Origin of the sequence: Rhodococcus sp. AQ5-07, assembly GCF_009707305.1 — a bacterium.
GTDB classification, from domain to species: domain Bacteria; phylum Actinomycetota; class Actinomycetes; order Mycobacteriales; family Mycobacteriaceae; genus Rhodococcus_F; species Rhodococcus_F erythropolis.
This window is the reverse complement of the sequence record NZ_CP046099.1, coordinates 5978448-6003919: the sequence shown is the minus strand read 5'-3', so window position 1 is coordinate 6003919 and position 25472 is coordinate 5978448. Positions and strand designations below refer to the sequence as shown.

Annotated in this window: 20 protein-coding genes and 1 pseudogene; 13 read left to right on the top strand and 8 right to left on the bottom strand. The window is 64.0% G+C overall.

The annotated features are described in order from the left end of the window. Positions 1-64: 64 nt before the first annotated feature. The gene (locus tag GJB56_RS27800; RefSeq protein ID WP_230091090.1) at positions 65-697 is read right to left on the bottom strand and encodes a hypothetical protein; all 633 of its coding nucleotides are present in this window, start codon (positions 695-697) and stop codon (positions 65-67) included. A 178-nt stretch (positions 698-875) separates the two neighbouring features. Here GJB56_RS27800 and GJB56_RS27795 point away from each other — a divergent pair, with 178 nt between their 5' ends. Together GJB56_RS27795 and GJB56_RS27790 are read left to right on the top strand one after the other, a co-directional pair. Continuing rightward, positions 876-1598: an ATP-binding cassette domain-containing protein gene (locus tag GJB56_RS27795; RefSeq protein WP_019747147.1), complete on the top strand. Its 723-nt coding sequence runs from the start codon at positions 876-878 to the stop codon at positions 1596-1598. A gap of 5 nt (positions 1599-1603) precedes the next feature. Further along, the gene (locus tag GJB56_RS27790) at positions 1604-3616 is read left to right on the top strand and encodes a YhgE/Pip domain-containing protein (RefSeq protein WP_019747146.1); all 2013 of its coding nucleotides are present in this window, start codon (positions 1604-1606) and stop codon (positions 3614-3616) included. On the opposite strand, the gene GJB56_RS27785 is transcribed toward GJB56_RS27790, so the two are convergent. Further along, a complete protein-coding gene (locus GJB56_RS27785; protein ID WP_020968602.1) occupies positions 3613-4191 on the bottom strand; it encodes a nucleotidyltransferase family protein in 579 nt (192 codons plus the stop codon). The two genes, GJB56_RS27790 and GJB56_RS27785, sit on opposite strands and share 4 nt — an antisense overlap. A 65-nt stretch (positions 4192-4256) precedes the next feature. On the opposite strand from GJB56_RS27785, the gene GJB56_RS27780 reads away from it, so the two are divergent. The 3 genes from GJB56_RS27780 to GJB56_RS27770 all read left to right on the top strand — a co-directional run bounded on the left by GJB56_RS27780 (position 4257) and on the right by GJB56_RS27770 (position 6056). Continuing rightward, positions 4257-4502: a helix-turn-helix transcriptional regulator gene (locus GJB56_RS27780; protein ID WP_019747144.1), complete on the top strand. Its 246-nt coding sequence runs from the start codon at positions 4257-4259 to the stop codon at positions 4500-4502. Then, complete coding sequence (locus GJB56_RS27775) at positions 4499-4987, top strand: hypothetical protein (protein ID WP_019747143.1); 489 nt, start codon at positions 4499-4501, stop codon at positions 4985-4987. The genes GJB56_RS27780 and GJB56_RS27775 overlap by 4 nt, the downstream gene beginning before the upstream one ends. An 85-nt stretch (positions 4988-5072) precedes the next feature. Continuing rightward, positions 5073-6056, top strand: coding sequence for an LLM class F420-dependent oxidoreductase (locus GJB56_RS27770; protein ID WP_195849569.1), 984 nt, complete (start codon positions 5073-5075; stop codon positions 6054-6056). A gap of 4 nt (positions 6057-6060) precedes the next feature. On the opposite strand, the gene GJB56_RS27765 is transcribed toward GJB56_RS27770, so the two are convergent. Both GJB56_RS27765 and GJB56_RS27760 read right to left on the bottom strand, forming a co-directional pair. Continuing rightward, the gene (locus GJB56_RS27765) at positions 6061-8388 is read right to left on the bottom strand and encodes a VanW family protein (RefSeq protein WP_113682202.1); all 2328 of its coding nucleotides are present in this window, start codon (positions 8386-8388) and stop codon (positions 6061-6063) included. 294 nt (positions 8389-8682) lie between these two features. Further along, positions 8683-10038 (bottom strand): acetyl-CoA C-acetyltransferase, encoded by a 1356-nt coding sequence (locus GJB56_RS27760; protein WP_113682201.1) that lies wholly within the window; start codon positions 10036-10038, stop codon positions 8683-8685. 130 nt (positions 10039-10168) lie between these two features. Here GJB56_RS27760 and GJB56_RS27755 point away from each other — a divergent pair, with 130 nt between their 5' ends. Both GJB56_RS27755 and GJB56_RS27750 read left to right on the top strand, forming a co-directional pair. Then, on the top strand, positions 10169-11515 hold the full coding sequence (locus GJB56_RS27755) for a 3-oxoacyl-ACP reductase (RefSeq protein ID WP_113682200.1): 1347 nt from the start codon (positions 10169-10171) through the stop codon (positions 11513-11515). Beyond that, a complete protein-coding gene (locus GJB56_RS27750; RefSeq protein ID WP_021343063.1) occupies positions 11515-12378 on the top strand; it encodes a MaoC/PaaZ C-terminal domain-containing protein in 864 nt (287 codons plus the stop codon). The genes GJB56_RS27755 and GJB56_RS27750 overlap by 1 nt, the downstream gene beginning before the upstream one ends. Positions 12379-12477: 99 nt before the next feature. On the opposite strand, the gene GJB56_RS27745 is transcribed toward GJB56_RS27750, so the two are convergent. After that, entirely contained in the window at positions 12478-13077 is a 600-nt protein-coding gene (locus tag GJB56_RS27745) for a TetR/AcrR family transcriptional regulator (RefSeq protein ID WP_113682199.1), read from the bottom strand. A 72-nt stretch (positions 13078-13149) separates the two neighbouring features. After that, the gene (locus GJB56_RS27740; protein ID WP_021343060.1) at positions 13150-14328 is read right to left on the bottom strand and encodes a glycoside hydrolase family 3 N-terminal domain-containing protein; all 1179 of its coding nucleotides are present in this window, start codon (positions 14326-14328) and stop codon (positions 13150-13152) included. A gap of 101 nt (positions 14329-14429) precedes the next feature. On the opposite strand from GJB56_RS27740, the gene GJB56_RS27735 reads away from it, so the two are divergent. The 4 genes from GJB56_RS27735 (at position 14430) to GJB56_RS32015 (ending at position 20712) form a co-directional block, all read left to right on the top strand. After that, on the top strand, positions 14430-14897 hold the full coding sequence (locus GJB56_RS27735; RefSeq protein ID WP_003945900.1) for a universal stress protein: 468 nt from the start codon (positions 14430-14432) through the stop codon (positions 14895-14897). A 45-nt stretch (positions 14898-14942) separates the two neighbouring features. After that, entirely contained in the window at positions 14943-16031 is a 1089-nt protein-coding gene (locus GJB56_RS27730) for an isochorismate synthase (RefSeq protein ID WP_020906430.1), read from the top strand. A 129-nt stretch (positions 16032-16160) separates the two neighbouring features. After that, positions 16161-16334 (top strand): DUF2613 domain-containing protein, encoded by a 174-nt coding sequence (locus tag GJB56_RS27725; protein WP_003945488.1) that lies wholly within the window; start codon positions 16161-16163, stop codon positions 16332-16334. Positions 16335-16377: 43 nt separating this feature from the next. Next, positions 16378-20712: an alpha-(1->3)-arabinofuranosyltransferase gene (locus tag GJB56_RS32015; protein ID WP_113682198.1), complete on the top strand. Its 4335-nt coding sequence runs from the start codon at positions 16378-16380 to the stop codon at positions 20710-20712. Positions 20713-20783: 71 nt separating this feature from the next. On the opposite strand, the pseudogene GJB56_RS27715 reads toward GJB56_RS32015, so the two are convergent. Then, positions 20784-21713, bottom strand: a pseudogene (locus tag GJB56_RS27715) (acyltransferase family protein); the annotation flags it as partial. A 288-nt stretch (positions 21714-22001) separates the two neighbouring features. Here GJB56_RS27715 and GJB56_RS27710 point away from each other — a divergent pair. Together GJB56_RS27710 and GJB56_RS27705 are read left to right on the top strand one after the other, a co-directional pair. Next, positions 22002-23135: a DUF3068 domain-containing protein gene (locus tag GJB56_RS27710; RefSeq protein WP_019747133.1), complete on the top strand. Its 1134-nt coding sequence runs from the start codon at positions 22002-22004 to the stop codon at positions 23133-23135. Between the two features lie 169 nt (positions 23136-23304). Continuing rightward, positions 23305-24261, top strand: coding sequence for an ABC transporter substrate-binding protein (locus GJB56_RS27705; protein WP_113682197.1), 957 nt, complete (start codon positions 23305-23307; stop codon positions 24259-24261). Here GJB56_RS27705 and GJB56_RS27700 read toward each other — a convergent pair. After that, on the bottom strand, positions 24242-25468 hold the full coding sequence (locus tag GJB56_RS27700; protein ID WP_031331334.1) for a lipopolysaccharide biosynthesis protein: 1227 nt from the start codon (positions 25466-25468) through the stop codon (positions 24242-24244). The two genes, GJB56_RS27705 and GJB56_RS27700, sit on opposite strands and share 20 nt — an antisense overlap. Positions 25469-25472 lie beyond the last annotated feature (4 nt).

Sequence of the window (25472 nt, the reverse complement as noted above, 5' to 3'; positions counted from 1 at the left end):
GTGCCGGTCCCGAGAATGTTTCGGGACCGGCATTTTCATGCTCGGCAGTCAATGCAATCTGTGGTCATCTGCGCTCGACGGTCGGGCAACTGATCTGTGCGGACAGTACGGACGTCGTCGGTTGCTCGCCCGGTCGTGCCGCCGTACCCGCCAGGGAAAGCGCCACGCGCCTGCGGTCGGGAGAACTGACTATTTCGACGGACTTGTCGTCGCCGCCGCCGAAGGACACGAACTGTCCACTCTGATCCGAGAACTTCATGATCGCGGACCCGTGCTGACCTGGTTCGGGTTTCTCGTTCACGTAGACCTGCAACTGGAAATCACGTCCCGGATATTCGCCGCCGCCGTCGTACTCGTAGAAGGAACTGGTGTGCACCTCGTAGGCCCACTGACGGTGACCGGCGGGCAGCGAATCCGCCCAGTTGTGCTCGAAACACGTGACGGATCCAGGCAGCGAGACATTGGCTGCGCCGCTCCACCCACCGGACAGGGTGATGGCACCGTATGGCGCTGCTTCGGACTCGTGCCGATCGGAGGGCAAGGGCGGAACCGTCAAGGGTCCGACATTGCGACCGGTGAACTCGAAAAGCCTTTCGCTCGACACGAACGGGGGCGACTCGCGCTCGCCGGCACAGGAGACAACCGACAGGGTGGCCATGACCAGTACCGCGCACATACCGCGTCTACGAACCGGCACCTCGACTCCCCCGTTCCGTTTCCAACAGAATACATACCGTTCGGTCTCCAAGTTGCCGGACGTGTCCGACACATCCCATTCATGGGACAGCTCGCCCGCTACCGATGTGATTGGGTGAGCACGAACGTCCACTGAACCAGCACTCGGTTCTTTCGAGGCCGAGTAGATCAACAGACAGGTGATCATCGTGGTCGCACCAGAGCACGCACAACTCGATTACGCCCCTGAACTGGCATTGACCGCCACGGACTTGGCGCTCGACGGCCCATGGGGGCCGGTGTTCGGACCCGTCAATCTCGAGATTCGTGCAGGCGGTGTGACCATTCTCGAAGGCTCCGCCGGTTCAGGACGTACGTCCTTACTTCTGACACTCAGCGGACGAATGAAAGCCAGTTCCGGATCACTGTCCGTCTTCGGTCGAACGCGTCCCCGAGAGATCTTCGAGATCGCCGGGGTCGCCGGGTTCGAGGACATCGACGAGCTTGCCGAGTCCGTCACCGTCCGAGATCTGATCACCGAACAAATTCGCTGGGATGCGCCCTGGTACAAGCTCATCGGACGTGCCGGAGACCGCGAACTCGAAGCGGTGTGCGCTCCCGTCTTCGGCGATCATCCCTTACCTGCGCTCGGCCGGTACGTCAGCGATCTCGGGGAACTCGAGGCGACCCTGCTGCGTATCGCCGTCGCGAACACGAAGAAGCCGGCCCTGCTCGTCGTCGACGATCTCGAACAGGTGCGGCGCGACTCCGAACGCGCGTACCTCGTCGAGCGACTCGTCGAGATGGGGAGCTACCAGACCATCATCGCGTCGACCGTCAACCCGCTGCCCGACGGATCACCCATCGATGCCGTCGCCCTGCTCCAAGAAGTCACCAATCCCGACCAAGAAGGGGCGAGGTAACCGCGATGCTCGCTGGAATGTCTCTCGGAACCGAACTCAAGCGGTTCTCCCGCGGCGCGATGCCCAGGATCGCACTCGTCACCATCATCTTGATGCCACTGCTGTACGGCGCAATGTACCTGTGGGCCTTCTGGAATCCGTTCGGTGAGGTCAACAAGGTCCCCGTCGCACTGGTCAACACCGACCGCGGTGCAATGGTGCAGGGTCAAGAGCTCAAGGCTGGCGACGAAGTAAGCCAAGCACTTCTCGATTCCGGTGAGCTCGATCTCCACCTGGTCTCACAGCAGGAAGCCGAACAGGGAGTCTCGGACGGGACGTACTACTTCTCTCTCACTCTGCCCGAGAATTTCAGCGAGGCCGTTGCCTCCCCGACGTCCAAGGACCCCCACAAAGCTCAGTTGCAGTTCACCTTCAACGACGTCAACAACTACCTCGGCACCATCATCGGCCAAAATGCCGCCCAGCAGGTTCTCAGTCAAGTCAGCGACAAGATCGGCGCGCAGTCCGTCGAGACGGTTCTGGTCGGATTGACCGATGCAGGTGCAGGTTTGAAGCAGGCCGCCGACGGAGCACTCCAGCTCTCGGCCGGAGTGAACACTGCCAACGCCGGAGCCGGCGAATTGGCGTCGGGCTCGAAAACTCTGGCAGACAACATGGTTACCGCACGTGACGGTGCAGCCACTCTTGCCGGCGGTACAGCGCAACTCTCGACCGGTATCAATACCGCCACGGACGGTGTCCTCGCACTGACCGACGGTTTGGGGCAACTCGATCTCGGAGCCGTCCAACTGGGCGACGGCGCAAGCCAACTCAGTGGTGGCGTCACCCAGGTCGTCGACCAACTGAGCGTCCTCGGGAACACACAGGCAGACGTTGCACAACTGGTCGGGCAGGCGGTGGCCAGCCTTCGGCTGAACCCGGATCCTGTCAGCCAACAGATCGCCAATGCCCTCGCGCCTGCCCAGGACATGCTGCGCACTCAGGGTTTCGGTGAAGCGACCATGGGCCAACTGGGCGAACTCAAGAGCGGTGCACAACAACTCGCTTACCAACTCGACGATCCGTCGAGCACCTTCCGAGCCGGGCTGAATGCCGCGGCCAACGGCGGCGGTGAACTCCGCAACGGCCTGGTGCAGCTGCGTGACGGCGGTCAGCAAGTCAACGACGGCGCGCAAACCCTCAGCAGTGGACTGGTTCAACTCACCGACGGCAGCGTCCAACTCTCCGATGGTGCAGCCAAACTCGCCGACGGCACCGAGCAACTCCGTGCCGGGTCTGCCGAACTCGCGACCAAACTCACCGAGGGCGCCGGTCAGATTCCCAGTTGGACCGATCAGCAGCGAACCGCAACCGCTCAAACCCTCTCCAGCCCGGTCGAACTACAGGAGACCTACGAGAACCGGGCAAGCACCTTCGGTACCGGTTTTGCTCCGTTCTTCCTGCCCCTCGCGCTGTTCGTGGGCGGCATCATCACCTGGATGCTGCTCAAGCCGCTCCAGAACCGGCCCATCGCAAACGGACTCGGCGCGCTGCGAGTGGTCCTCGCCTCGTACTGGCCGGCATTGCTCATCGGCATCTGCCAGGTGATCGTGATGTACCTGGTCGTGCACTTCGCCGTCGGCCTGCACCCCACACACGCCCTCGGCACCGTCGGATTCCTGATGCTCATCACTGCCACGTATATGGCGTTGATCCAGGCATTCAACGCCATCTTCGGAGTATCCGTCGGACGCGTCATCACCCTGGCGTTCCTGATGCTGCAACTGGTTTCGGCCGGCGGCATCTATCCCGTCGAAACCACCGCGAAACCGTTCCAGATCATCCACCCCTTCGACCCGATGACCTACGCGGTGAACGGGCTACGACAACTCACCGTCGGCGGTATCGACTCGAGACTGTGGGTCTCGATCGCCGTCCTCGGCGGCCTTCTCGTCGCCTCACTCGGGGCCAGTTCACTTGCTGCACGCCGAAATCGGCAATGGACCATGGACAGGCTGCATCCGCCGATCGAAGTCTAGGTCAGGGTCTCCGGCCAAGGCTCCACGGTCAGCGCAGGCCATTCCCTGCGCCACCGTGCCGCCTTGGCCTCGTAAACCTCTCTCGGCGCCAGCACCGGGTTGGGGCGGACGATCATGTCGAAAAGATCGTCGTATCCATGCGGGGCATACACGTCCACAGTGCCGCCCGCGGCCTTGGTGATCCCGAAACAGCAAGTTGTGGAAGCGAAGTGGTCGATAGCGTCGCGGCAACTGGTGAACGGAACGCCGGGAATCCCGAAATGCTGCTCGTACCACAGGTGCACGCGGGCTTCGTTGCGTACTTCGACATCGGCATCCACATCGGCGAACAGTTCTGCCGCCGAACGAATCACACGGTCCTCCGCGTCGTAGCTCAGATCGCCGGCGTCGAAATAGAAGAGGTCGTAGTCCTTGATTCCGGCGCCGAGGTCACGGCCGTCGATGTGATTCCAGACGGTTTGGAAGAGCCCACCCGCCGTCAGGTACCACTCCGGCAATCCCAGCTTCGGCGCCCGATCCACGATCGTTGCGACCACTGGATTGGCCAGGGCGATCTCGAGAAATCGTTCACGCATGCTCGTCAGCCTCTCATATGACAAGTAAACTTGACATCATGTGACAAGTATTCTTTACTTTTCCTATGACTGGAAAGGCCGGCGACAACAACGTGCGGGAGCACCGACGCCTCGCCGGCCTCACCCAGGCGCAACTGGCCACGGCAGGTCAGGTGAGCAGACAGAGCATCGTCTCCGTCGAACGCGGCGACTACGCACCGAGTGTCTACCTGGCACTTCGCCTGGCACTGGCACTGGGGACCACCGTCGAAGCGCTCTTCCCCTTACCCGAATCGGCACTCACCGCAGAAATTCCAGAGGAGACGGCATGAGCACCATGATGAAGGCAATGCGGTTCGTCGGAGATCTGGACGACGACTTCTACAAGGACGAGCGGCAGCGCGACGTCTGGAACGAAGCCTCGGCGGTGGGATTGCAGAGTGTCTTCTGGGCAGTCTTCGTCAGCTCGGCGATTCTGCCCTGGGTCGCCGGCCGAACAGGGGCGTGGATCTCGCTCGCGCTGCTGATCGTCGCGCTGTTCGGCTCGGTGGTCACGATTGTCTATGCACTTCGACGCGACGTCGATGTCTACGTGTTGTCCAACTACAACCGTCCCCGGGTCGTGATCAGCATCGCGCTGTACCTCGTCGCCGCAGTCGGCATCATGGCGCGCCTCAAATTCGATTCGTACGAAGAATCGTCCACGTGGGTCGGCGCTCTCGTCGGCGGAATCGTCGGTGGCGGCGTCGCAATCGCGGCAGTCAAGCTTCACCAGCAGCGCGCCAAGCGACGCGAAGCGGCCGAAGAACTTCTCTGAATTCCGGAAGTCTGCCCAGCACAACGGAATCCATAGAGTTGGTAAAATCGTGCCGGGTCAACCGATCGCGAGTAACGTCGAAACGGTGAGCACTCGCCTCGGATACCAGATGCCCAACTTCAGCTACGGCGGTCCGGTCAAGGACCTCTTCCCCACCGTCATAGCGCAGGCCCGCGAAGCCGAAGCCGCAGGCTTCGACACTGCATTCGTGATGGATCACTTCTACCAACTCCCCGGAATCGGAGCGCCGGACGCCCCGATGCTCGAGGCCTACTCCGCGCTCTCCGCGCTGGCGACGGCCACCGAGACCATCCAGTTGTCTGCACTGGTCACGGGAAACACCTACCGCAATCCGCCCATGCTCGCCAAGACCGTCACCACCCTCGACGTGGTGAGCGGCGGTCGGGCCATCCTGGGCATCGGCGCAGGTTGGTTCGAACTCGAACACAATTCGTTCGGATACGAGTTCGGAACGTTCACCGAGCGCTTCCAGAAGCTCGACGAAGCACTCCAGATCATCGCGCCGATGCTCCGCGGTGAGCGCCCAACCTTCGACGGCAAGTGGTACCACGTCAAGGACGCCATCAACGAGCCTCGCGTCCGCGACGACCTGCCGATCCTGCTCGGCGGCGGCGGTGAGAAGAAGACGTTCGGCCTCGCCGCTCGCTTCGCGGATCACCTCAACATCATCTGCGACCCGTCGGAACTGCCCCGCAAGATGGAAGCACTTGCGGCACGCTGCGACGAAGCCGGTCGCGATCCCGCAACCCTCGAGACCAGCTTCCTCACGTTCATGATGATCGACGAGGACGGCGACAAGGCTCGCGCGCATCAGCGAATGTTTCTCGCGGAGCGTGGCCTCGACATCACCACGGCGCCGCAAGACGTGGTCGCCAAGGCCACCGAGCGCCATTTCGTCGGCAGCCCGGACGACGTCGCCGAGCAGGTTCAGACGCGCATCCTCGACCACGGCATCGACGGCGTCGTGATCAACCTGATCACCAACGGCGAAGAGCCAGGCATCGTCGACCTCGCGGGCCGCACCCTCGGCCCACTCGTCGGCAAGTAGGTCCCTACTCGCACTTCACGATCGGCACCGGGTCGTACTTGACGGTCCGGGTGTTCGAGGAAATCTCGGCGCCACTTGCGTGGTCGGTGATCACGCGGGTGTCGCTGACCGTGAATCCGGGCGCACCGCTCGAAGCCACACAACCAGGCCCCTCCGGCAACGTCACGGTGTTCGGCGACGTCGGCGACGTACGCGGGCCGGTCGTCGAAGCGACATCGACGGTTTTGGTTCCCCAGATCCGAACGGTGATGTTCGACGACGTCGCAATCGTCTCGATCATCACGCCGGTCTTCGCCGGATTACGGAACTGCAAGTCGATCGCTCCATCGAAGATGGTCGCCTCACGCGCCTCGGGGTACCGCGAGATGTAGTAACTGTGCTCGGTGTGCGCGACGTCGTCCATGCCTGCGAAATACGTCGCGTTGTAGAGCGTCGTCGCGAGCTGGCTGATACCGCCGCCGACAGCCTTGTCCGGGCGACCATTGTTGATGATCCCCGACTCGACGTATCCCTGAGCCGCACCGCGCGGACCCGTGTACTCGTTGAGCGAGAACGTATCCCCTGGCTTGATCACGGCCCCGTCGATCTCCGATGCGGCCAGGCCGATATTCACACCAGACGCGTATTCGAAACCACCGGTGGTGAATTCGCCGATCACCTCGTTGATGCCGAGGGCATCCGCGGCTTCGGTGGTCAACGCCGGCGGGACCGGTCCGTACACGGCGGGCGTTGCCCGAGAAGCCGTGCTGCCCAGCAGAACCGGAAGTTCCTTGACCGTGTCCGGCCAGTTGATCAGATCACCGACAACACCCGGCACAACCGACGGCTTACCACCGGCGAAGGTGAACGACGCGTCCTTGGGTTGTACTTCAGTCGATACCAACTGCGGAGTCAGAATCTTGATCGCAGCATCCGTGTTGTACTGCGGAGTCAGCCCACCCGAGCCGTCAGGGGTGAAGGTCAGAACCTCACCGATCTGGTCGACGCCGAGCGTCGCAACCTTGCCGTCACGGCCGTTGACCACGACATCACCCGAGGCAGCCGGAATGGCAATCTCCTGCAGTGCGCGATCGACACCGGCCTGAGTGACCGTCACCGGCACCTCGTCGACCGGAAGATCGACGACGCCACCGTCAGACCACTCCGCGGCGAAGGTTGCGCCCGCCTGCTGCGTTTCGAGAGCCTGCCCGGCGGCAGGTGAAACACCCGTCGCCTTCCCACTCTCGAACACGACTGCGCCTTCGACGGGCGCACGATCGCTGTTCGCCGCAAGTTGCGACATCGAGGCATCCAACGCACCCTGGTCGACCGTCGACACCACGGGCACCTCGCGGGAGCCGAAGAACGACGTGATGCGGGTGATCGGGTTGATCGGCTGAGCGTTCACGCCCGAGAGCGTCGCCGACCAGTCGACGTCCACACCCGCAGATGCGGGAACGATCTCGGAATCGACGCCGCCGGCATGTACCGCTACCGGTTCGACGAGCCTTGGGCCGAGTTCGGCGCGCAGCGTGGCCTCTGCGTCGGCAGGCGTGAGATCACCGATGTCCACCCCGGCGACCTGGGTGCCGCGTGGTGTCTTCCCCGACGACGTGAAGATGTCCACTCCGTAGGCAATCACTGCGACGGCAAAGATGGCGCCGAGTGCTATCGCTGGTTTGACCCACTTACGGGAAGAAGCCGGAGCGGGCGCTTCTGGCTGTTGTTGCGGTGCTGGTGGTGCAACTGCCTCTGGTTCGCGGACAACAGGCTCGTACTGCTGCTGGATGGGTTCGAATTGCTGGGTGTCGTACTGCTGCACGAACTCGGGACGCGGCGGCTTCGGGGGAACCACCACTGCCGGGGGCTCGAACTGCTCTGTCTGCTCGTCGATGGCTTCTGTCGCCGGAGCCGAGTCGACTACTTCCGTCGGCGGCGCATCCTCCGCTGGGACGACTGGGATGACGGTGGTGACCTCGTTTGCCGATTCGTCGATTGTCGGCTCGTCGATTGTGGGCTCGACGATTGTCGGCTCGTCGATTGTCGGCTCGTCGAATGTTGTCTCGACGTCGGTCGGCTCGATTACTGCTTCGTCGACTATCGCTTCTGTGGAATCGATTGCGTCTTCGTCGACAGGCCTTGGTGCTTCGGCTGGTTCAGGTTCTACTGATTCAGCCTCGACAACCGCCTCGGTGTCCTCAGGGGTCTTGGGTTCCTCGACCGACTCGGTCTCTTCGACCACCTGAGGTTCCTCGACCGCCTGAGGTTCCTCGACCGACTCGAGTTCCTGTTCCGGGAGGGACGAGTCCTCGCTGTTCGTCTTCTCGACGGACGGACCCTCTTCGTCACTCACCTGTTGGCTCCTCGCTGCATCAACCGTCGCTGCGGCGCTCACCGACAACTCAATACAGGATATCCGGACATACGAGAGCCCCGTGTTGCTGCCAGGTCGGGGGTCAGGCAGCAACACGGGGCTGTCATGAATATCGGTAGCTATTCTGCAGCGTTACACGCCTGCGCGAAAAAGTTTGCAAAGAGTTCGGGGATCCGGCCACCCCTCGTGGCCGGATCCCCGATTACGCATCCCCTCGCCACGATCACTGCAGGTGAGCGCAGTTTTCAGTCGCGTGGGGAGATTGTGGAGCGGTTACCGCTCGATGATCGCCGTGACACCCTGGCCGCCGGCCGCACAGATCGAGATCAGACCGCGGCCCGAACCCTTCTCCGCGAGCATCTTTGCGAGGGAAGCCACAATACGTCCGCCGGTTGCCGCGAACGGGTGACCTGCAGCCAAGGACGATCCGTTGACATTGAGCTTGCTTCGGTCGATCGATCCCAACGCGCCGTCGAGGCCGAGGCGTTCCTTGCAGTACTCGTCGGACTCGAAGGCCTGCAGGGTTGCCACAACCACCGAAGCGAAGGCTTCGTGGATCTCGTAGTAATCGAAGTCCTGCAAGGTCAGACCGTTGCGGGCCAGCAAACGCGGAATCGCGTACGTGGGAGCCATGAGCAACCCGTCTTTGCCGTGGACGTAGTCGACGGCAGCGGTTTCGGAATCGACGAGGTGCGCCAGAACCGGAAGATTGCGCTCGGCTGCCCACTCGTCGGTGGAGAGGAGGACTGCAGAAGCGCCGTCGGTGAGCGGCGTCGAGTTGCCTGCCGTCATCGTCGCGTCGCCGAGCTTGGTACCGAAGACGGGCTTGAGCGTCGACAGCTTCTCGACGGTCGAACCGGGACGGAGGTTGTCGTCGCGGGTCAGGCCGAGGAACGGGGTGACGAGGTCGTCGAAGAAACCGCGGTCGTAGGCGGCCGCCATGTTCTTGTGGCTGGCAGCGGCAAGTTCGTCCTGGTCCTCGCGCTTGATGCCGAATTCCTTGGCGGTGATCGCAGCGTGGTCACCCATCGACTTGCCGGTGCGAGGCTCGCCGTTGCGCGGAATTTCGAGGCCGAGCATGCCCGCACGGACGTTGCCGAGCAGCTTGATGCGGTCGCCCGTGGACTTCGCGCGATTGAGGGAGAGCAGGAACTCGCGCGCCTGATCGTTGACGCCGATCGGGGCGTCGGACGTGGTGTCCGTGCCGCCGCCGATGCCCGAATCGATGCGGCCGGCCGAAATGGCGTCGCCGACGGCGATGATCGACTGCAGTCCCGTGCCACACGCCTGCTGAAGGTCGTACGCCGACGTGTACGGGCTCAGCGCGCTGCCGAGAACGGACTCGCGAATGAGATTGAAATCACGGCTGTGCTTGAGCACCGCACCGCCGACGACCATGCCGAGCTTCTCGCCCTGCAGATTGAATCGGCTCACCAGACCGTCGAGCGTCGCAGTGAACATGTCCTGGTTGGACGCCTGTGCGTACGCCTTGTCCGAGCGTGCGAACGGAATGCGATTTCCGCCGACGATCGCAACCGGACGGCGCTGACCTGCGGACTTCGCAGCGGCTGCGGCCGGTGCGGTGCGCGGTGCGGCGGGCTTTGCGTTTGAACGGGCTTTGCTTGTCACTTGCGTCTCCAAGGATGGTGCGATTACCTGTTGAAGACTATTCTTACTCAGTAGTAAGTTACTTGTCTATCGCCGCATTCTTCCGATTGCCCGGTGAGAGACAACCCGAAACACAACAGAAGGTAGGACCGTGGCAGCCAGCAAGGGAGCTCCCGACCTCTATTCACAGTTCCTCTCGTCCGCCCCCGGCGCATTCATCGCGTCGAAGGCCGGCCTGCCCAGGCCCGAGAACCTGCGTCGCTACAAAGCAGGGGAACCCGCACTCGCCGGACCTGTCCTCATCGGCGGCAAGGGTCGGCTCGCAGAACCACTTCGCGTACTGCTCTCCGACTACCCCGCGGCTCAGGCACACGACAGCAGCTTCGGCGGACTCGTGTTCGACGCCACCGGAATCACTCAGGTCAGCGAGCTCGAGCAGCTGTTCGAGTTCTTCCAGCCCGTGATCCGCAACCTCGCACCGTCGGCTCGCGTCGTCGTTCTCGGCACGACGCCGGAAGAAACGTCGAGCGTCGACGAGCATGTCGCGCAGCGCGCGCTCGAAGGCTTCACCCGCAGCGTCGGCAAGGAGATCAAGCGCGGCTCCACCGCTCAGCTGGTCTACGTCTCCCCCAAGGCGTCCACCGGACTGTCCGGCGTGGAATCGACTCTGCGCTTTCTCCTTTCGGCGAAGTCCGCCTTCGTCGACGGCCAGGTCATCGTCGTCGGTGGTGAAGATTCCGTCGCGCCCGCAAGCTGGGACAAGCCGCTCGAAGGCAAGGTTGCCGTCGTCACCGGCGCAGCCCGCGGCATCGGTGCCACCATCGCCGAGGTGCTTGCCCGCGACGGCGCACACGTGGTCTGCGCTGACATCCCGGCCGCCGGCGAAGCACTGTCCGAGACCGCGAACAAGGTCGGCGGCACGTCCCTCGCCCTCGACGTCACGGCGGCCGACGCAGCCGAGGTCCTCGCAGCTCACCTCCTCGAGCGTCACGGCGGAGCCGACATCATCGTCCACAACGCCGGCATCACCCGCGACAAGACCCTCGCCAACATGGACGAGGGCCGCTGGAACATGGTCATGAACGTCAATCTTCTTGCACCGCAGAAGATCACCGAGCACCTCGTCGAGAAGGGCGCCCTCAAGGAAGGCGGCCGCGTCGTCGACGTCTCCTCCATCGCCGGCATCGCGGGCAACCGCGGCCAGACCAACTACGGCACCTCCAAGGCCGGCGTCATCGGCCTCGTACACGCCGAAGCTCCCGTCCTGGCGAAGAAGAACATCACCATCAACGCCGTCGCACCGGGCTTCATCGAGACCGCCATGACCGCAGCCATCCCCTTCGCCACCCGCGAAGCCGGCCGCCGCATGAGCTCGCTCCTGCAGGGCGGCGAGACCGTCGACGTCGCCGAGACCGTCGCATACTTCGCCAGCCCGGCCTCCAATGCCGTTACGGGACAGGTCGTTCGCGTCTGCGGCCAGAGCCTCCTGGGCGCATGATGGCAACAAAGACCGTCGCGCTCACCGAGCAGCCGAAGACCATCGACATCTACTCCCGGGCGGTACTGGGATTGTTGCCGTGGAACAAGTCCAACTCGCGCTCGGTGCCACAGCAGACCTTCACCCTCACCGGACTGACGGTCGACACCGACAATCTGGCGGCGTACTGCCGCGTGACCGGACTGCGATTCGGCGACACTCTGCCGATCACGTATCCCTTCACCTTGGCCTTCCCGACCGTGATGAAGCTGATGGTGTCGAAGGACTTCCCCTTCGCCGCCGTCGGCTCCGTTCACGCCGAGAACGTCATCGAATCGCTGCGGCCCATCTCCGTCAGCGAACCGCTTGACCTATCGGTGCATGCCGAGAACCTGCGTGAGCACCGCAAGGGCCTGCTGATCGACGTGATCACCGAAATTCGGGTGGGACGGGAACTGGTCTGGCGACAGACCTCGAGCTTCCTGAACCAGCAGAAGACCTCCCTGTCCGGCCAGCCAGGTCCGGAGCCCAAGGCCGACGAGGTCCCGCCGATGCCGATGAGCACCATCCGCGTCGACCAGACCACGATCAGCAAGTACGCCGCTGTCTCCGGCGACCGTAATCCGATTCACGTCTCGTCTCTGGGCGCCAAGGCTTTCGGTTTCCCGAAGACCATTGCTCACGGAATGTGGAGTGCCGCGGCAGTTCTGCGGACCGTCGAGGGGTCCGTCGCGGACAAGGTCACCTACAGCGTGCGTTTCGGCAAGCCGATTCTGCTACCGGCGACGCTGAATGCCTACGCTGATCGCACCGACGACGGCTGGGATCTGTCACTGCGTCACCCGAAGAAGGGTTACCCGCACGTCACTGCGACGCTGCGCTGACCTGAGTTTGTCGGGTTTCGACCCACCCCAATTGAGCGAACGTACCTTTCGGCGCCTTGGATGCGCTGAAAGGTACGTTCGCTCAGATTGGTTTGGGGGCTATTCGGACTTCTTCTTGCCCGACAGACCGCGCCACGCGAGGGATTCGAGTAGATCCGCTGCGGCATCCACCTCGATTTCCCCACCCGCGACCCGGTCGGCTACCGCCTCACCGGCGCCGACGAGCGCGATGGCGATGATCCCGTAATCGTGCGCGGCATCAGGATCCTTGGTGCTGGACTCGAGCAGATGCGCAGTCAACTCGATCAACCGATCGCGGCTGGACTGCACGGTTCCCGCAAAAGCCCGCTGCCCGACGGCCTGACGGTAGAGCACCATCCACGACTTGCGGTTTGCGCCCACGAACCCGAGGAAGCCCTCGAGAGCGGCGCGCAATTGTTCACGCGGAGTCAGGTTCGGCGCGCCGGCCGGGGCGAGCGCTTCGAGGAAGCGGAGCCCTTCACGATGAATGCACGCCGCGAACAGCTCTTCCTTCGAGCCGTAGTACAGGTACAGCATCGGCTTCGAGATCTCGGCTTTGGCTGCGATGGTGTCCATCGAAGTTTCGTGAAACCCCCTGTCGGAGAACACGTCCACAGCCGCGTCGAGCATCTGCTGCTCACGCACTGCGCGTGGCAGTCGCTTGGTACCGCCGGCCATGCTTCCTCCAACCACAGGGTAAATGTCGATCTTACTCTACGGTAAGATTGTGCGTCGAATCCTGACTTCGACTCAGCAGGTCACGGCACCTTTGGCAGTGGCAACTGTGACCACGGCCTGATCGACCCGCGCCTGCGGAAGCTCACCGGACGCGACGGCCTGCTCGAGATGGTCGAGCACCCGCGGAACGTCGTCGGTTGTCAGCCACAATGCCTGATCGACTCCAGCCACCAGCGCAGCCTGAACCGCGTCGGCAATATCGTATCGGTCGGTGATCGCCTGCATTCCGCTGAGGTCGTCGGTGAATACCGGGCCGGTGAACGGCGCTGCGCCGTAACCCACTCCGTCGCGAAGCAACGCGACGGCTGCGGGGCTGATGCTGGCAGGGGTACCGGGCTCGGTCAGACCGGGAACCTCGAGGTGACCCATCATGACGCCGACTCCGGTCCCCGACAGTTCACGGAAGGGAATCAGGTCCGACGCGATCAGATCCTGTAGCGGCGGCGTTGTCACCTCGCCCCGGTGCGAGTCACCCGACGCGCTGCCATGCCCGGGAAAGTGCTTGATCACCGGGAAGATTCCGGCATCTCGCATACCCTGCGCGTACGCACCGGCGTAGGCAACCACGGTCTGGGGGTCGTCGGAGTACGAGCGGTCCCCGATCACGGAGTCGTCGGGTTGGCTGCTGACGTCGACGTCGGGGGCGTAGTTGACGGTGATCCCGAGATCCTTCAACCCGCGTCCACGCTCGAGCGCCATCTGGTACGTCTGTTCCACTGTCATGGTCTGCGCCGTTTCTCTGGCCGACGGATCGGGCCCGAGGATGTCCGCGACGCGGGAAACTCGCCCACCTTCTTCGTCGATCGTCACCATCAACGGCAACTTCGACGCCGAAGCAACCTGCGGCACTTCGCGATTGGTGAGCATCGACTGATCGGTCCAACTTCCGACGAAGATGCCACCGATCTCCTCGTTCTGCACTATCGACAACGCGTCGTCGGTCCCGGTGACGCCGACGTTGAGCAGCTGGGCAAGTTTCTGACGCAGGGACAGTGAAGCCACAAGGTCACTACCGCACGACGCGGCGACGGGCGCGGAGCTGGATGCCGCAGGCGTCGACGTGATCTCGGAGGTGGTGCTGGTCGGGGCGCTCGAAACCGGATCGGCGGTCCCGTTTTCGCCCGAGCATCCCGCAACCAACCCTCCGCATAAAGCAATGGTCGTCGCAGCCTTCAGAAACTTGATCCGCATACCTCGACCGTAACGGACCCGGTACCCATACACTCCCTCACGGGCACATCGGGACGGTAGCCTGGAAGAGAACCGATTCCCCCGCTGACGAGGAGGTCGTGATGCCACAAGGTCTGATGCTCATCGCGTACGACGGTTCCGACAACGCCAAGCGTGCAGTCGACTATGCGGGGCGTTTCCTCTCCGCCAATCGTGCTGTTCTCGTCACTGCCTGGGAGCCGATGGTTCGCCAGGCCGCTCGCATGTCCGGCCTGTCCGGGGTGATGCAACCGGAGTGGGTTCCCGACGACGACGTCGAGGACATCGCGTACACCGACGCCAAAGTCACCCTCGCCGAGGGCGTCGCACTGGCCGAGGCCGCAGGCCTGACCGTCGAAGGCAGAAGCGCCGAGTGCCGATCCGCGATCTGGTCTGCAATCTGCGAAACCGCAGACGAATTGGACGTCGACATCATCGTGACCGGCACCCGTGGCACTACGGGTTTGCGGTCGCTACTGCAGAGCAGCGTCGCGGATCATGTTCTGCGTCACAGTCATCGGCCGGTGTTGATCGTCCCTCCAGGGAAGTGACCTTCGCGCATTCCTGATCCGTGGCCGACTAGTGTCGAAGCCACCATGGACGGTTTTGTTCTCTCGCGCCCCGATCACAGCGTGGTCACCCGCGGCGTACGACGCAGCTTCGACAGCTCCGACGCGGCCACCCACGCTCTGTCGGCAGGTACGACAAAGCTGATCGTCGGAGCGCTCCCCTTCGACCCGGCTGCCGCAACGGCGTTGTACGAACCTGCCGAGGCGACGATCACGTCGCGGCCGTGGCAACCGTGCGATCCCCAGGCCCTGCCCACGACCCGGGTTGACCGGGAGATCCCGTCGTCGTCGGAGCATCTTCGTCGGGTGGAAAAGTTGATCGGACGCCTCCGCAGCGGAGAGATCGACAAGGTTGTCGCGGCTCGCACTGTGGAACTTCGCACGCAGACCCCGATCTCCCCGACCGCGCTCGCCGCACGCATGGCGGCGCTCAATCCCGTCGCCAACACCTTTGCCGTCGACCTCTCTGCTGCGGGAGCCGAATTCGAGGGCCACAGCCTGGTCGGCGCGACGCCCGAAGTATTGGTCAGTCGACGCGGGCGCGTCGTGACGTGTCGCCCGTTGGCCGGGACCACAAAGCGATCCGCCGACGCCGATCAAGACCGCGAGGCAGGCGAAAGCCTTCTGCATTCGACGAAGAATCTGGCCGAGCACGCCTTCGTGACGGCGTGGATCCGCGAGGTCCTGCAACCGATGTGCAGCGATCTGTCGGTGCCGGTAACTCCCGAACTGACCAATACTCACGAGGTCTGGCACTTGGCCAGCCCGATCCGCGGCACGCTGCGAAACGACACCACTGCGCTCGACCTCGCCATCGCTCTGCATCCGACGCCCGCGCTGTGCGGAACACCCACCGACGCGGCACTGAAAGTCATCCGCGAGACCGAGGAGCCTCGCCGTTTCTACGGCGGCGCCGTGGGATGGTGCGACGAGGCCGGTGACGGCGATTGGGTGGTTGCCATCCGCTGCGCCGAGATCAGTGCAGACGGCCGCAACGCCTGGGCCAGCGCGGGTGGTGGAATTGTCGCCGAATCGGATCCGCAGGACGAACTCGACGAGACATCTACGAAACTGCGCACTCTGTTGACCGCGCTTGGTGCCGAAACCCTCGACTGACCAGCACGTCACGAGGGTAATCGTCCGGATTCTCGAGTGCGGGTGATACCTTGACCCGAGCAGTTCGTACGGGCCGGTAAGTCCGTCCGACCGCGAACGACCGACTAACGACCAATTGGGAGATCCGCGATGACGAAGTTCCTTGTCCCCGGTGTGGCCAGCGCTGTCATCGGTGCCGTTCTGGGTGCCGGCGTCATCTTCGGTGTCACGGCCGCCGCGTCGGACAACACTCGTCCCGAGATCGACCGCAGCGGAAACGCAGATTCTTCCGTGCTGAACCAGGTTGAGTACGGCAGCCGCTGAGAGCGCAGGCCTCGCGAGTTCCCGTTCTTCCGCCGACGCAGCGGTGTCTTCGGTAGACACCGCCCCGTCGGCAGAGCCCCTGTCGAAGCGGTGGCTGTTCGGCGCCTCCGTCGTAGCGTTTCTTCTCACTTTTCTGCAATCGCCGGGTCTGATCACCGCTGACACCAAGTACGACCTGACGCAGAATCCGTTCGGTTTTCTCGAACGCGCGTCGCATCAGTGGAGTAGTCAGGCCCCGCTCGGCCAGGTTCAGAACCAGGCCTACGGATATTTCTTTCCGCACGGGCCGTTCTTCGCGCTCGGCGAGTTGGCGAACATTCCGCCGTGGATCACCCAGCGCATCTGGTGGGCGCTGCTTCTGATCGCAGGATTCTGGGGCATCATCCGAGTTGCCGAGGCTCTCGGTATCGGCAGCCGTAGTTCGCGCGTCATCGCAGCGGTTGCCTTTGTTCTTTCTCCCCGCGTGCTGACCACGCTCGGTTCGATTTCCTCGGAAACCCTGCCGATGATGCTGGCGCCGTGGGTGTTGTTGCCGGTGATTTTGGCCTTCGGCCCTGTGCGTGGAAAACGAGTCCCTGGACTCCCTAACCGCTCACGGGGGTTGAGGCGGTTGGCCGCACAATCCGCGCTTGCCGTCGCGCTCATGGGTTCGATCAATGCCGTCGCCACCGCCGCGGCCTGCCTGGTCGCGATCATCTGGTGGCTCTCGCACAAACCCAACCGAACATGGCTGACGTTCACCGCGTGGTGGGCGCTGTTCGTCGCTCTCGGCACGCTCTGGTGGATCGTGCCGCTACTTCTGCTCGGCAAGATCAGCCCACCGTTCCTCGACTACATCGAGTCCGCCGGTGTCACCACACAGTGGGCGTCGCTGGCCGAGATACTTCGCGGCACGGACAGTTGGACCCCGTTCGTCTCCCCCGAACGCATTGCCGGCGCCGTCCTGGTCACCCAGCCCGCAGCAGTTGTCGCCACCGGTCTGGTTGCCGCCGCCGGCCTCGCCGGGCTCTGCATGCGGTCCATGCCTGCTCGCGGCCGGCTGACACTCATCCTGTTCGTCGGTATCACCGGCCTGGCCGCGGGATACGTTGGTGAACTCAGCTCGCCGGTGTCGGAGTCGGTACGCCTGTTCCTCGACTCGGCGGGCGCGCCGCTGCGCAACGTCCACAAGCTCGAGCCGTTGGTCCGTCTGCCGCTGGTGCTCGGACTCGCACACCTGCTGGCCAAAGTGCCACTACCGGGATCGGTTCCACTCGCCCGATGGCGCCGCGCGTTCGCCCATCCCGAGCGCGAACCAATGGTCGCACTGACCAGCCTGATCCTCGTTGCCCTCACCCTCTCGACTGCCTTGGCCTGGACGGGAAAGCTCGCTCCCCGCGGTGCGTATCCGGACGTTCCCTCGTACTGGAACGAAGCAGCGCAGTGGCTCGAGGACAACACCTCCCCCGGATCGGAAGCCGAACGTGCCCTGGTCGTCCCGGGAGCGCCCTTCGGCAGCCAAGTCTGGGGTCTGACGCGTGACGAACCGCTTCAGGCTTTGGCGAGTACGCCGTGGGCGGTGCGTGACTCGGTCCCGCTGACCCCTCCCGGCGCAATCCGAGCGCTCGATTCCGTGCAACGTCTCATCGCCGACGGACGGCCGTCGGACGGCCTCGCGCAGACCTTGCTTGGGCAGGGCATCCACTACCTGGTGATGCGCAACGACCTCGACGGCGAAACGTCGCGCTCGGCCAGGCCGATACTCGTGCACCAGGCAGTCGAAGGCTCGCCGGGGATCGAGCGAGTCGCCCACTTCGGTGAAGACGACAGCCCCGAACCGATCGAAGGGCTGGTCGCGGACAGCGATCTGCGTCCCGGTTACCCGGCCATCGAAATCTTCGAGGTTACCCCGCCCGACGGCACCCCGGCGGTCAGTGGCCCGTACTCCGTCGACCTGAACCAGGTTCCGCGTGTACAAGGTGGGCCGGAATCGTCTGTACGACTTCACGAAAGCGGGCTGGTTCCGGGGACCGGGCCGATGATTCTCGCCGCCGACGCCGAAGCTGCGGGACTGCCCGTCGATTCTGTCACCGTCACCGACACACCGCGCGATCGAGAAACCGATTTCGGTCAGGTCGACAACCACAGTTCCGCCCTGCGCACCCCCGACGACGCTCGTCGTACCTACAATCTGGTGCCCGACTATCCGGTTGCGAACACGCTTCTCGTGGAAGGCCGTTGGAGCGGAGCTTCGATCACCGTTTCCAGCGCCGCCTCAGATGCCACCCAGCTGGGCGGCACTTCACCGTCGAGCAGTCCCGCGTCGACGGTCGACGGCGATCCGGCCACCGGCTGGTTCAGCAACGGCATCGAGCGCGCACTGGGCCAGTGGTTGCAGATCGACTTCGACACACCGATTTCCAGTGGATTGCTTCATCTGACCACCAGTGCCGCGGCAATCGGAGCTCCCGTCAAATGGCTCGAGGTCTCGACACCGAACGGCAGCACGGCGGTGAAAGTGGAGCGTCCCGGTGAGCCCATCACCGTCTCGATTCCGGGTGGCAACACTCCGTGGGTACGCGTCACAGCGACTCACACCGAAAACGGATCGCCTGGAACACAGTTCGGCATCAGCGAACTCTCCGTCGAAGACTTCTCCGATCGCAGCGCGCCGAAGACCGTACCGATCCGTTTCGACACCGTCCTGCCGAGTACGCCGACGGGCGCATCTGTGAACACGTGGAACCTGAGCCAGGAGTTCCCCGGCCGCAACGCCTGCGCCGATTCGACGGACCGCGTGCGGTGCAGCAATGCATTCATGGCGATACCCGAAGAGCCGAGCCGCTTCCAGCGCACGCTCACGGTGCCCGAAAACACAGTCGTTGCACCGACACTGACTGTCCGAGCGCGTCAGGGCAACGCCCTCGAAGACCTGCTTTCCGTCCCCGGCCGAATCACGGCTTCGGGTTCGAGCGACATCGGCGACACACGCGGATCTGCCTTCGCTGCCACCGACGGCGACGCACGCACCACGTGGTCGGCGCCGCAGAGCACCACAGAACCGGGCGGCCCGAAACCGACGCTGACTCTCAATCTTCCCGAGCCCACCCTGGTCACCGGCCTGGACATCACGCGGGGACTTGGCACTCTGCCGTCGCTGCCGACCAGTGTCGCGGTGAATCTCGGCAACGGGCCGCAGGTGCGAGAGCTGCCCGAACCCTCGGACGACACGCCTCGAACCAGTCGAGTTACCCTCGCCCCCTTCGTCACCGACAAGATCGTCCTGAGCATCACCGCTTGGGAACCGGTCCTCGATCAGACGGCGCTCGGCTTCGCCCAGGCGCAGCCCACCGGCCTCGCCGAGGTCGGCGTCGTCGGTGCCGACGGAACCCCGATCGCCGGTTCCGGAGTGCAGGGCGCAGAATCATTCGACAACCGCACCGTCACCGTCACCTGTGGCGACGGCCCGACCATTTCGGTTGCCGGACAGCAATTCCCCACCTCGATCACGGCGACGGCGACGCAACTTCGGACCGGCGCACCCGTCGAGGCACGTGTGTGCGGTTTGGACGCTTCGGCGACTTTGCCGGCGGGACAGCCTGAAGTGGTCGTCGAACCAGGCCCCGCGTTCTCGGTCGACAATCTCGATCTGACGGCGGTCGGTCCTTCAGCCGCGCAACGGAATACACCGCTCGAATCGACCGCGTGGACGGCGAATCACCGCGAACTCACCGTCACGAGCTCGTCCGCCGATCAGCTGATCGTCAATCCCGAGAGCACCAGCATCGGTTGGATCGCCACGGCGCCGGACGGTTCCGAGCTGACGCCGGTGGTCGTGAACGGTTGGCAGCAGGGCTGGATCGTGCCGGCAGGCACCGCGGGAACCGTCACCATCGACTTCCCCAGCGACCGTTGGTACCGTCTCGGCATCTTCGGCGGGCTCGTGTTGCTGATCCCGCTGTTGTTCGCGGCTCTTGTCCCCACGCGCCGAGAGCCCAAGCCCCTCACACCACCCCGACCGTGGCGCAGCGTCGCGGCAGGATGGGTGGGCATGCTCGCGGCGGCCACCGTCATCGGCGGCGGAGTGGGAGCGGCGATCGCAGTTGTGTGCTCGATCCTCGGACTTGCCGCGCTGCGAATCTTCGGCCCGGCTCGGACCGCACGCATTCTCGTCGGCACCGCCGGCGTGGCCGCGATGATCGGCATCACGCTGCTCTCGACCGGACCGTGGCGGGCGCCGGGCGGCTATGTGGGCGACTCGTTCGCGATTCAGTTCTCGATGTTGGTGGCCTTGGTCGTGACCGGGTTGGCCGCGTTGCCCTTCGCCGGTTCACCGATGTGGCGGCGCTTCTCCCACCGCGTGACCGCGACGCGCGCCGGTTCCTCCACCAAGGCGTAACTGGCCGAGGCCACAGCGACGCTCAGGACGACCGTGAGGGCCAGGACGTAGAAGAAGCTGCCCGAGAACGGAACTATGCCGAATACGGGGAACACAGCGTTCAGTACGGCCAGGTGCCAGATGAACAGGCCGTAGGACCAGCGTCCGATTGCCAGCGCCAAAGGACTGGCCAGGAACCGATGCTGCGATTGATCGCGCAGAACCAGTGGCGCGATCAACGAGAAGCTGATGATCGCACCGAGTGCAATCTTGATCGCGTACTGCCACGGCTCAGGCCGCACCAGACCTTCGGGCCCGGCCAGATCGGTGCACGAGAGAACGAAGGCGATAAAGGCAATCAGGGTCAGGAGTACCCGACGGTGCGCGAGGCGATGCACCCATGTCGACGGGCCCACTGCCAGCTCGGCCAGCACCATGCCGGCGCCGAACCACGGCAGGTAGCCCGGCAACCAGTTGTCGTGGTGGATAGCGTCCGGCGTCGGAATCGGAATGAATGCCCACGTCAAGGCCAAGACCGACACCCCGAGCAGAAGCGGCAGCCGGAACCGGACCGAGTTTCCTCGTAGTCGGACCATCAGATACGCGAAAAGCGGCAGCAGAACATAGAACGCCACCTCGACCGACAGGCTCCACATCTGCGTGAGGCCCTCGGTGAGTGTCAACGGCACGAAGACCTGCGCCAACCCGAGATTCGCCAACCACACTTGGTAGCCCCCGCCGGCACCGGGCAGGAACAGCAGGATCAGGACCACTGCCACCCAGTACGCCGGCAGAATGCGCGTCGCGCGGGAGATCCAGTACCGGACGGTCGACTGCGGCTGCCCGATTCCGCGAGCCTTTGCCGCGTGGGGGCGCCACAGGAGAAATCCGGACAAGGCAAAGAACACCGCTACAGCGAGATCGAGTCGACCGAACGCGCGCCCGATCGCACCGGACTGCGCTTCACCGGTCTGGAACGCGACATGGGTGACGAGGACGCCGAGCGCGGCCAATCCACGCATACCGTCCAAAGCCGGAACGAAGCCCCGAGCCTGTGGCGGGACCGTCTGAGAGGAATTCGTGGAACTGATCATCACGGATAAGTGTGCACCCCAGGCCGATTGAGGGAAACCACCAGGGACTCACAACAAAATGCCTGGCCAATTCATGCCCTCATGCGACAAACCGGGCCGGTGGACTGTTAGTGTTCTGCCACACATGGTGTCCATCGGGGGCCCCATGCGATCTGCGCAGCTCATATTGTGCCGGTTGGGGAACCTCGAAAGACTTAACGGGTTAGGAGTCACAGCATGGCGGAACGCTCAGGGCCGAGCCGGATACTTCCTTGCATTCTGGTGGGCCTCGGTGCCTTCCTTTTGGCCATCGCCATCCTCATTCCTACCTACACGGTAGGCAAGCTGGAGAAGACGCCACTCGACCTCGAGGTGACCACTGTCGCCACAGGCACCGGTAGCGTCCTCAACTCAGCGGCCCTCCTCGGCGGAAAGGCACAGGTCGACACCAACGTGCCGATCGTCGCTCAGCGCTACGTCACCACGCAGGACCCGTCCGACGCCGACATCATCACCGTCGAAGCCGGCCAGACGGTCCGTCGTACCGACAAGCAGGGCGATACCGGACTGCTGACCGCAACCCTGGACCGCGTCACGCTCGATCGCGTCAGCTCGATGCCGACCAACGATCCGGTCGGAACCGTCCAGACGTCCAGCGACCAGCCCGCCGAAGAAGTTTCCCGCGACGGTCTGCAGTACAAGTTCCCGTTCAACACGGAACAGAAGAGCTACCCCTACTTCGACCTGAACGCTCGCGCCACGAAGGACATCGACTTCGTCGAAGAGACCGAGATCAACGGTCTGAAGGTGTACCACTTCCAGCAGACGATCGATCCCGTCGACCTGTCGAAGGTCGTCAACTCCCCCACCAACAAGCTGAGCCTTCCCGCTGACACCTGGGGCGTTCCCGGCGGCGCAACCCCGATCACGATGACGCGTTGGTACACCAACGTCCGTGACCTGTGGGTCGAGCCCAAGACCGGTGTCGTCGTCAAGGGCCAGGAGCAGTTGCACCAGTACTACGGCCGCAACAAGGATGCCGTCGACGTCGAGGTTCTCAAGGTCACGCTGCCCTTCGACGAGGCGACCATCGAGTACCAGGTCCAGCAGGCGCGTGACGGCATGGACAAGCTCTCGCTGTTCGGCCGCACCGTCCCGATCGTGGCAGGTGTCCTCGGAGTCATCGCGCTGATCGCCGGTATCTTCCTCGGCCTTCGCGGCGGCAAGGGCGGAACTCCGGCCCGCGCTGCACACGGCGGAACGAACCAGAATCCCAGCGGCCAGGGTTCGCCCGAGCCGGCTCCGGGTGAGCACGACTGGACCTCGGACGACACTCAGGTGATTCCGCGTCCGGATCTGCGTAAGGACTGATTCAGGCAGTAAGCAGAGCGCCCCTTCCACACGGAAGGGGCGCTCTGCTGCGTTTCGGGAGTTTGTTGCCGGATCGGCGTACGGATTGGCGCAACGGGTCGTTCCCTCCACGTGGTCGCGGGCTTAGCGTTTTCTGGAAGTCCAGACCACCCCGAACACGAGGAGCCACATGCCCGCATCAACAGTTCTGGGTTCGCACATCTGTGTCAGCGATCTGACACGTCGGAGATTTGTTGTCGGCAGTGCTGCATTCTCCGGGCTGTTCGCCGCCGGTTGCGCAAGGCCCGCCGGTACCGAGGGCGATGCGTCCGGGATGCGCACGGTCACGACCTCGCTCGGAACCTACGACATTCCGGTGACACCGAAGCGCGTCGTCGCCATCGACTCCCGACTCGACCTCGAACCAGCCGTTGCGATGGGCCTGCCGGTCATCGCATACAGCTTCGACGCCGCCGAGCCGTGGGTTCCAGCCGATCCCACGGCGCAGGTGTTCGAAGCACCGGTCAACGTCGAGGCAATTCTCGCGCTGGAACCGGACCTGATCATCTGCACCGACATCGGTGAGGCCTCCGACATGTGGCCGCTGCAGCAGTTGAGCCAGACAGCTCCTGTGCTTCCGATGGACTTCACCCGTCCGTGGCGCGAGAACATCGACCAGTTGGCAAGTTGGCTGAATCGCACCGAGAACCCCGAAGTCCGTCAGGTCATCGGAGCGTACGAGGACAAGGCAGCCGGATTGAAGGAACGCCACGCCCGGAGTTTGGCGAGCAAGCAGATCGTGCTGCTGAACTACGTGAATCAGAAGGTCAACGGCGTCAACCGCAAGGGCATCTCCACGCAGGTGGCCGAAGACCTCGGCGTCCAGCTCCAGTGGCCGGTCGAGGGACAGAAGGAGATCTCCACCGAAAATCTGGTGACTTCCCTCGACTCGGCCGACGGAATGATCGTCACCACCGCTTCCGGCGTGGATCCCGTCACCGACGACCGCGCGATGTGGAACCGTATCCGCGCAGTACAAGGCGACAACGTCGTCTACACGGGCGGGAACATCAACTACGGATCCGTCTACACCGCGATGCGTACGCTCGACTACTTCGACGATTTGTTCACGCGTCTGGAGAACTGACGTCGCTGTGAGGTGCCGGCCGGGCGCGGTCGGCACTTCGCACTGCGGCGACGGACACCGCCAAGGCCGTCGTCGACGCAACCACCACGGCGACGCCGATCAACTCTCCCGGCGTCTTCGCCCACACCAGCATGACCGTCGCCTCCACAACCAGTCCTGCCCACGCCAGAAGGGCCACTCGCGTGCGTTCTGACGCGATTGCGGACAGCAAGGCACCCTGGAGTACCGCCAGCGCTGCACCGTGCAGGGCGAAGGCCCACAGCATCGGAGCCACGGCGGCGTACGCGTCGCCCACGAGCATCGGCACCAGCGGGCCGGCAACCGCCGCCCCCAGAACCAACACGGCGCCGATACCGACGAGCACCGCCAACGCCGAGCGAACCGCTTGCGCCGAGTGCGCCGGATTCGCCATCTTCGGGTACAGCACGACGCCCACTGCCTGTGGCAGCCAGAACGCCACCTTCGTCGCGACGGCGCCGAGTGCGTAGACACCGGCGTCGTACTCACTGAGGACGACGCGGACGATCAGCAGGTCCAGCGAAGACAACGCGATCAGCGCGAGCTGGACCTGTGACGCCGCGAGCACGGAGACGACGCCGATCCGCACCGCACGGTCCTCGCTCACCGAGACGGTTCGGTCGACCACTCGGACTATCGCCACCAGCAACGCAGTTCCGGCCGCGCCCGCGACCAATGCCGCGCCTGCCCCGCCGCCGAAAGCCAGAACGATTACTGCCGGAAGGACTTTCATCACCCCGGCTCCGGCCAGCACGGCGCTGAGAGTGCCGAATCGACCGTGACCCTGCAACAACCCCTGCTCCGTTGCCAGTAGAACCAACATGGGCGCGGTCACCAATGCCGAGAACGACGCCACGATTCCGGTGTCGAGCAGCCACGCCATCGCCGGAGCGAGCGCAACCGCGAGGACGGCGACGATCGCGGTGCATCGATACCCCAACGACCGCAACGCATCTGTGCTCTTGCCACGCACCGCCTCGCGGGCGACCACCGTCTGCAACGCCAAAGCCGGAACCGCAAGTACCAACTGGGCGGCAAGCAGACTCGCGAACTCGCCGTAGCCGACCGGACCCAACCATCGGCTGGCCAACCATGCCAACAGGTACGACGCGACATTGGCCGTCATCGATCCCACCAAAACCATGCCGACCCCGGCCGCGGCGGCGCGATCGAGTGGTTGGCGAGGCATGGCA

Excerpts from the sequence above, each read along its gene's own strand:
- GJB56_RS27790 (WP_019747146.1), top strand. The coding sequence starts at position 1,604 with ATGCTCGCTGGAATGTCTCTCGGAACCGAACTCAAGCGGTTCTCCCGC.
- GJB56_RS27785 (WP_020968602.1), bottom strand. The coding sequence starts at position 4,191 with ATGCGTGAACGATTTCTCGAGATCGCCCTGGCCAATCCAGTGGTCGCA.
- GJB56_RS27780 (WP_019747144.1), top strand. The coding sequence starts at position 4,257 with ATGACTGGAAAGGCCGGCGACAACAACGTGCGGGAGCACCGACGCCTC.
- GJB56_RS27775 (WP_019747143.1), top strand. The coding sequence starts at position 4,499 with ATGAGCACCATGATGAAGGCAATGCGGTTCGTCGGAGATCTGGACGAC.
- GJB56_RS27750 (WP_021343063.1), top strand. The coding sequence starts at position 11,515 with ATGGCAACAAAGACCGTCGCGCTCACCGAGCAGCCGAAGACCATCGAC.
- GJB56_RS27745 (WP_113682199.1), bottom strand. The coding sequence starts at position 13,077 with ATGGCCGGCGGTACCAAGCGACTGCCACGCGCAGTGCGTGAGCAGCAG.
- GJB56_RS27740 (WP_021343060.1), bottom strand. The coding sequence starts at position 14,328 with ATGCGGATCAAGTTTCTGAAGGCTGCGACGACCATTGCTTTATGCGGA.
- GJB56_RS27735 (WP_003945900.1), top strand. The coding sequence starts at position 14,430 with ATGCCACAAGGTCTGATGCTCATCGCGTACGACGGTTCCGACAACGCC.
- GJB56_RS27730 (WP_020906430.1), top strand. The coding sequence starts at position 14,943 with ATGGACGGTTTTGTTCTCTCGCGCCCCGATCACAGCGTGGTCACCCGC.
- GJB56_RS27725 (WP_003945488.1), top strand. The coding sequence starts at position 16,161 with ATGACGAAGTTCCTTGTCCCCGGTGTGGCCAGCGCTGTCATCGGTGCC.
- GJB56_RS27710 (WP_019747133.1), top strand. The coding sequence starts at position 22,002 with ATGGCGGAACGCTCAGGGCCGAGCCGGATACTTCCTTGCATTCTGGTG.
- GJB56_RS27705 (WP_113682197.1), top strand. The coding sequence starts at position 23,305 with ATGCCCGCATCAACAGTTCTGGGTTCGCACATCTGTGTCAGCGATCTG.
- GJB56_RS27700 (WP_031331334.1), bottom strand. The coding sequence starts at position 25,468 with ATGCCTCGCCAACCACTCGATCGCGCCGCCGCGGCCGGGGTCGGCATG.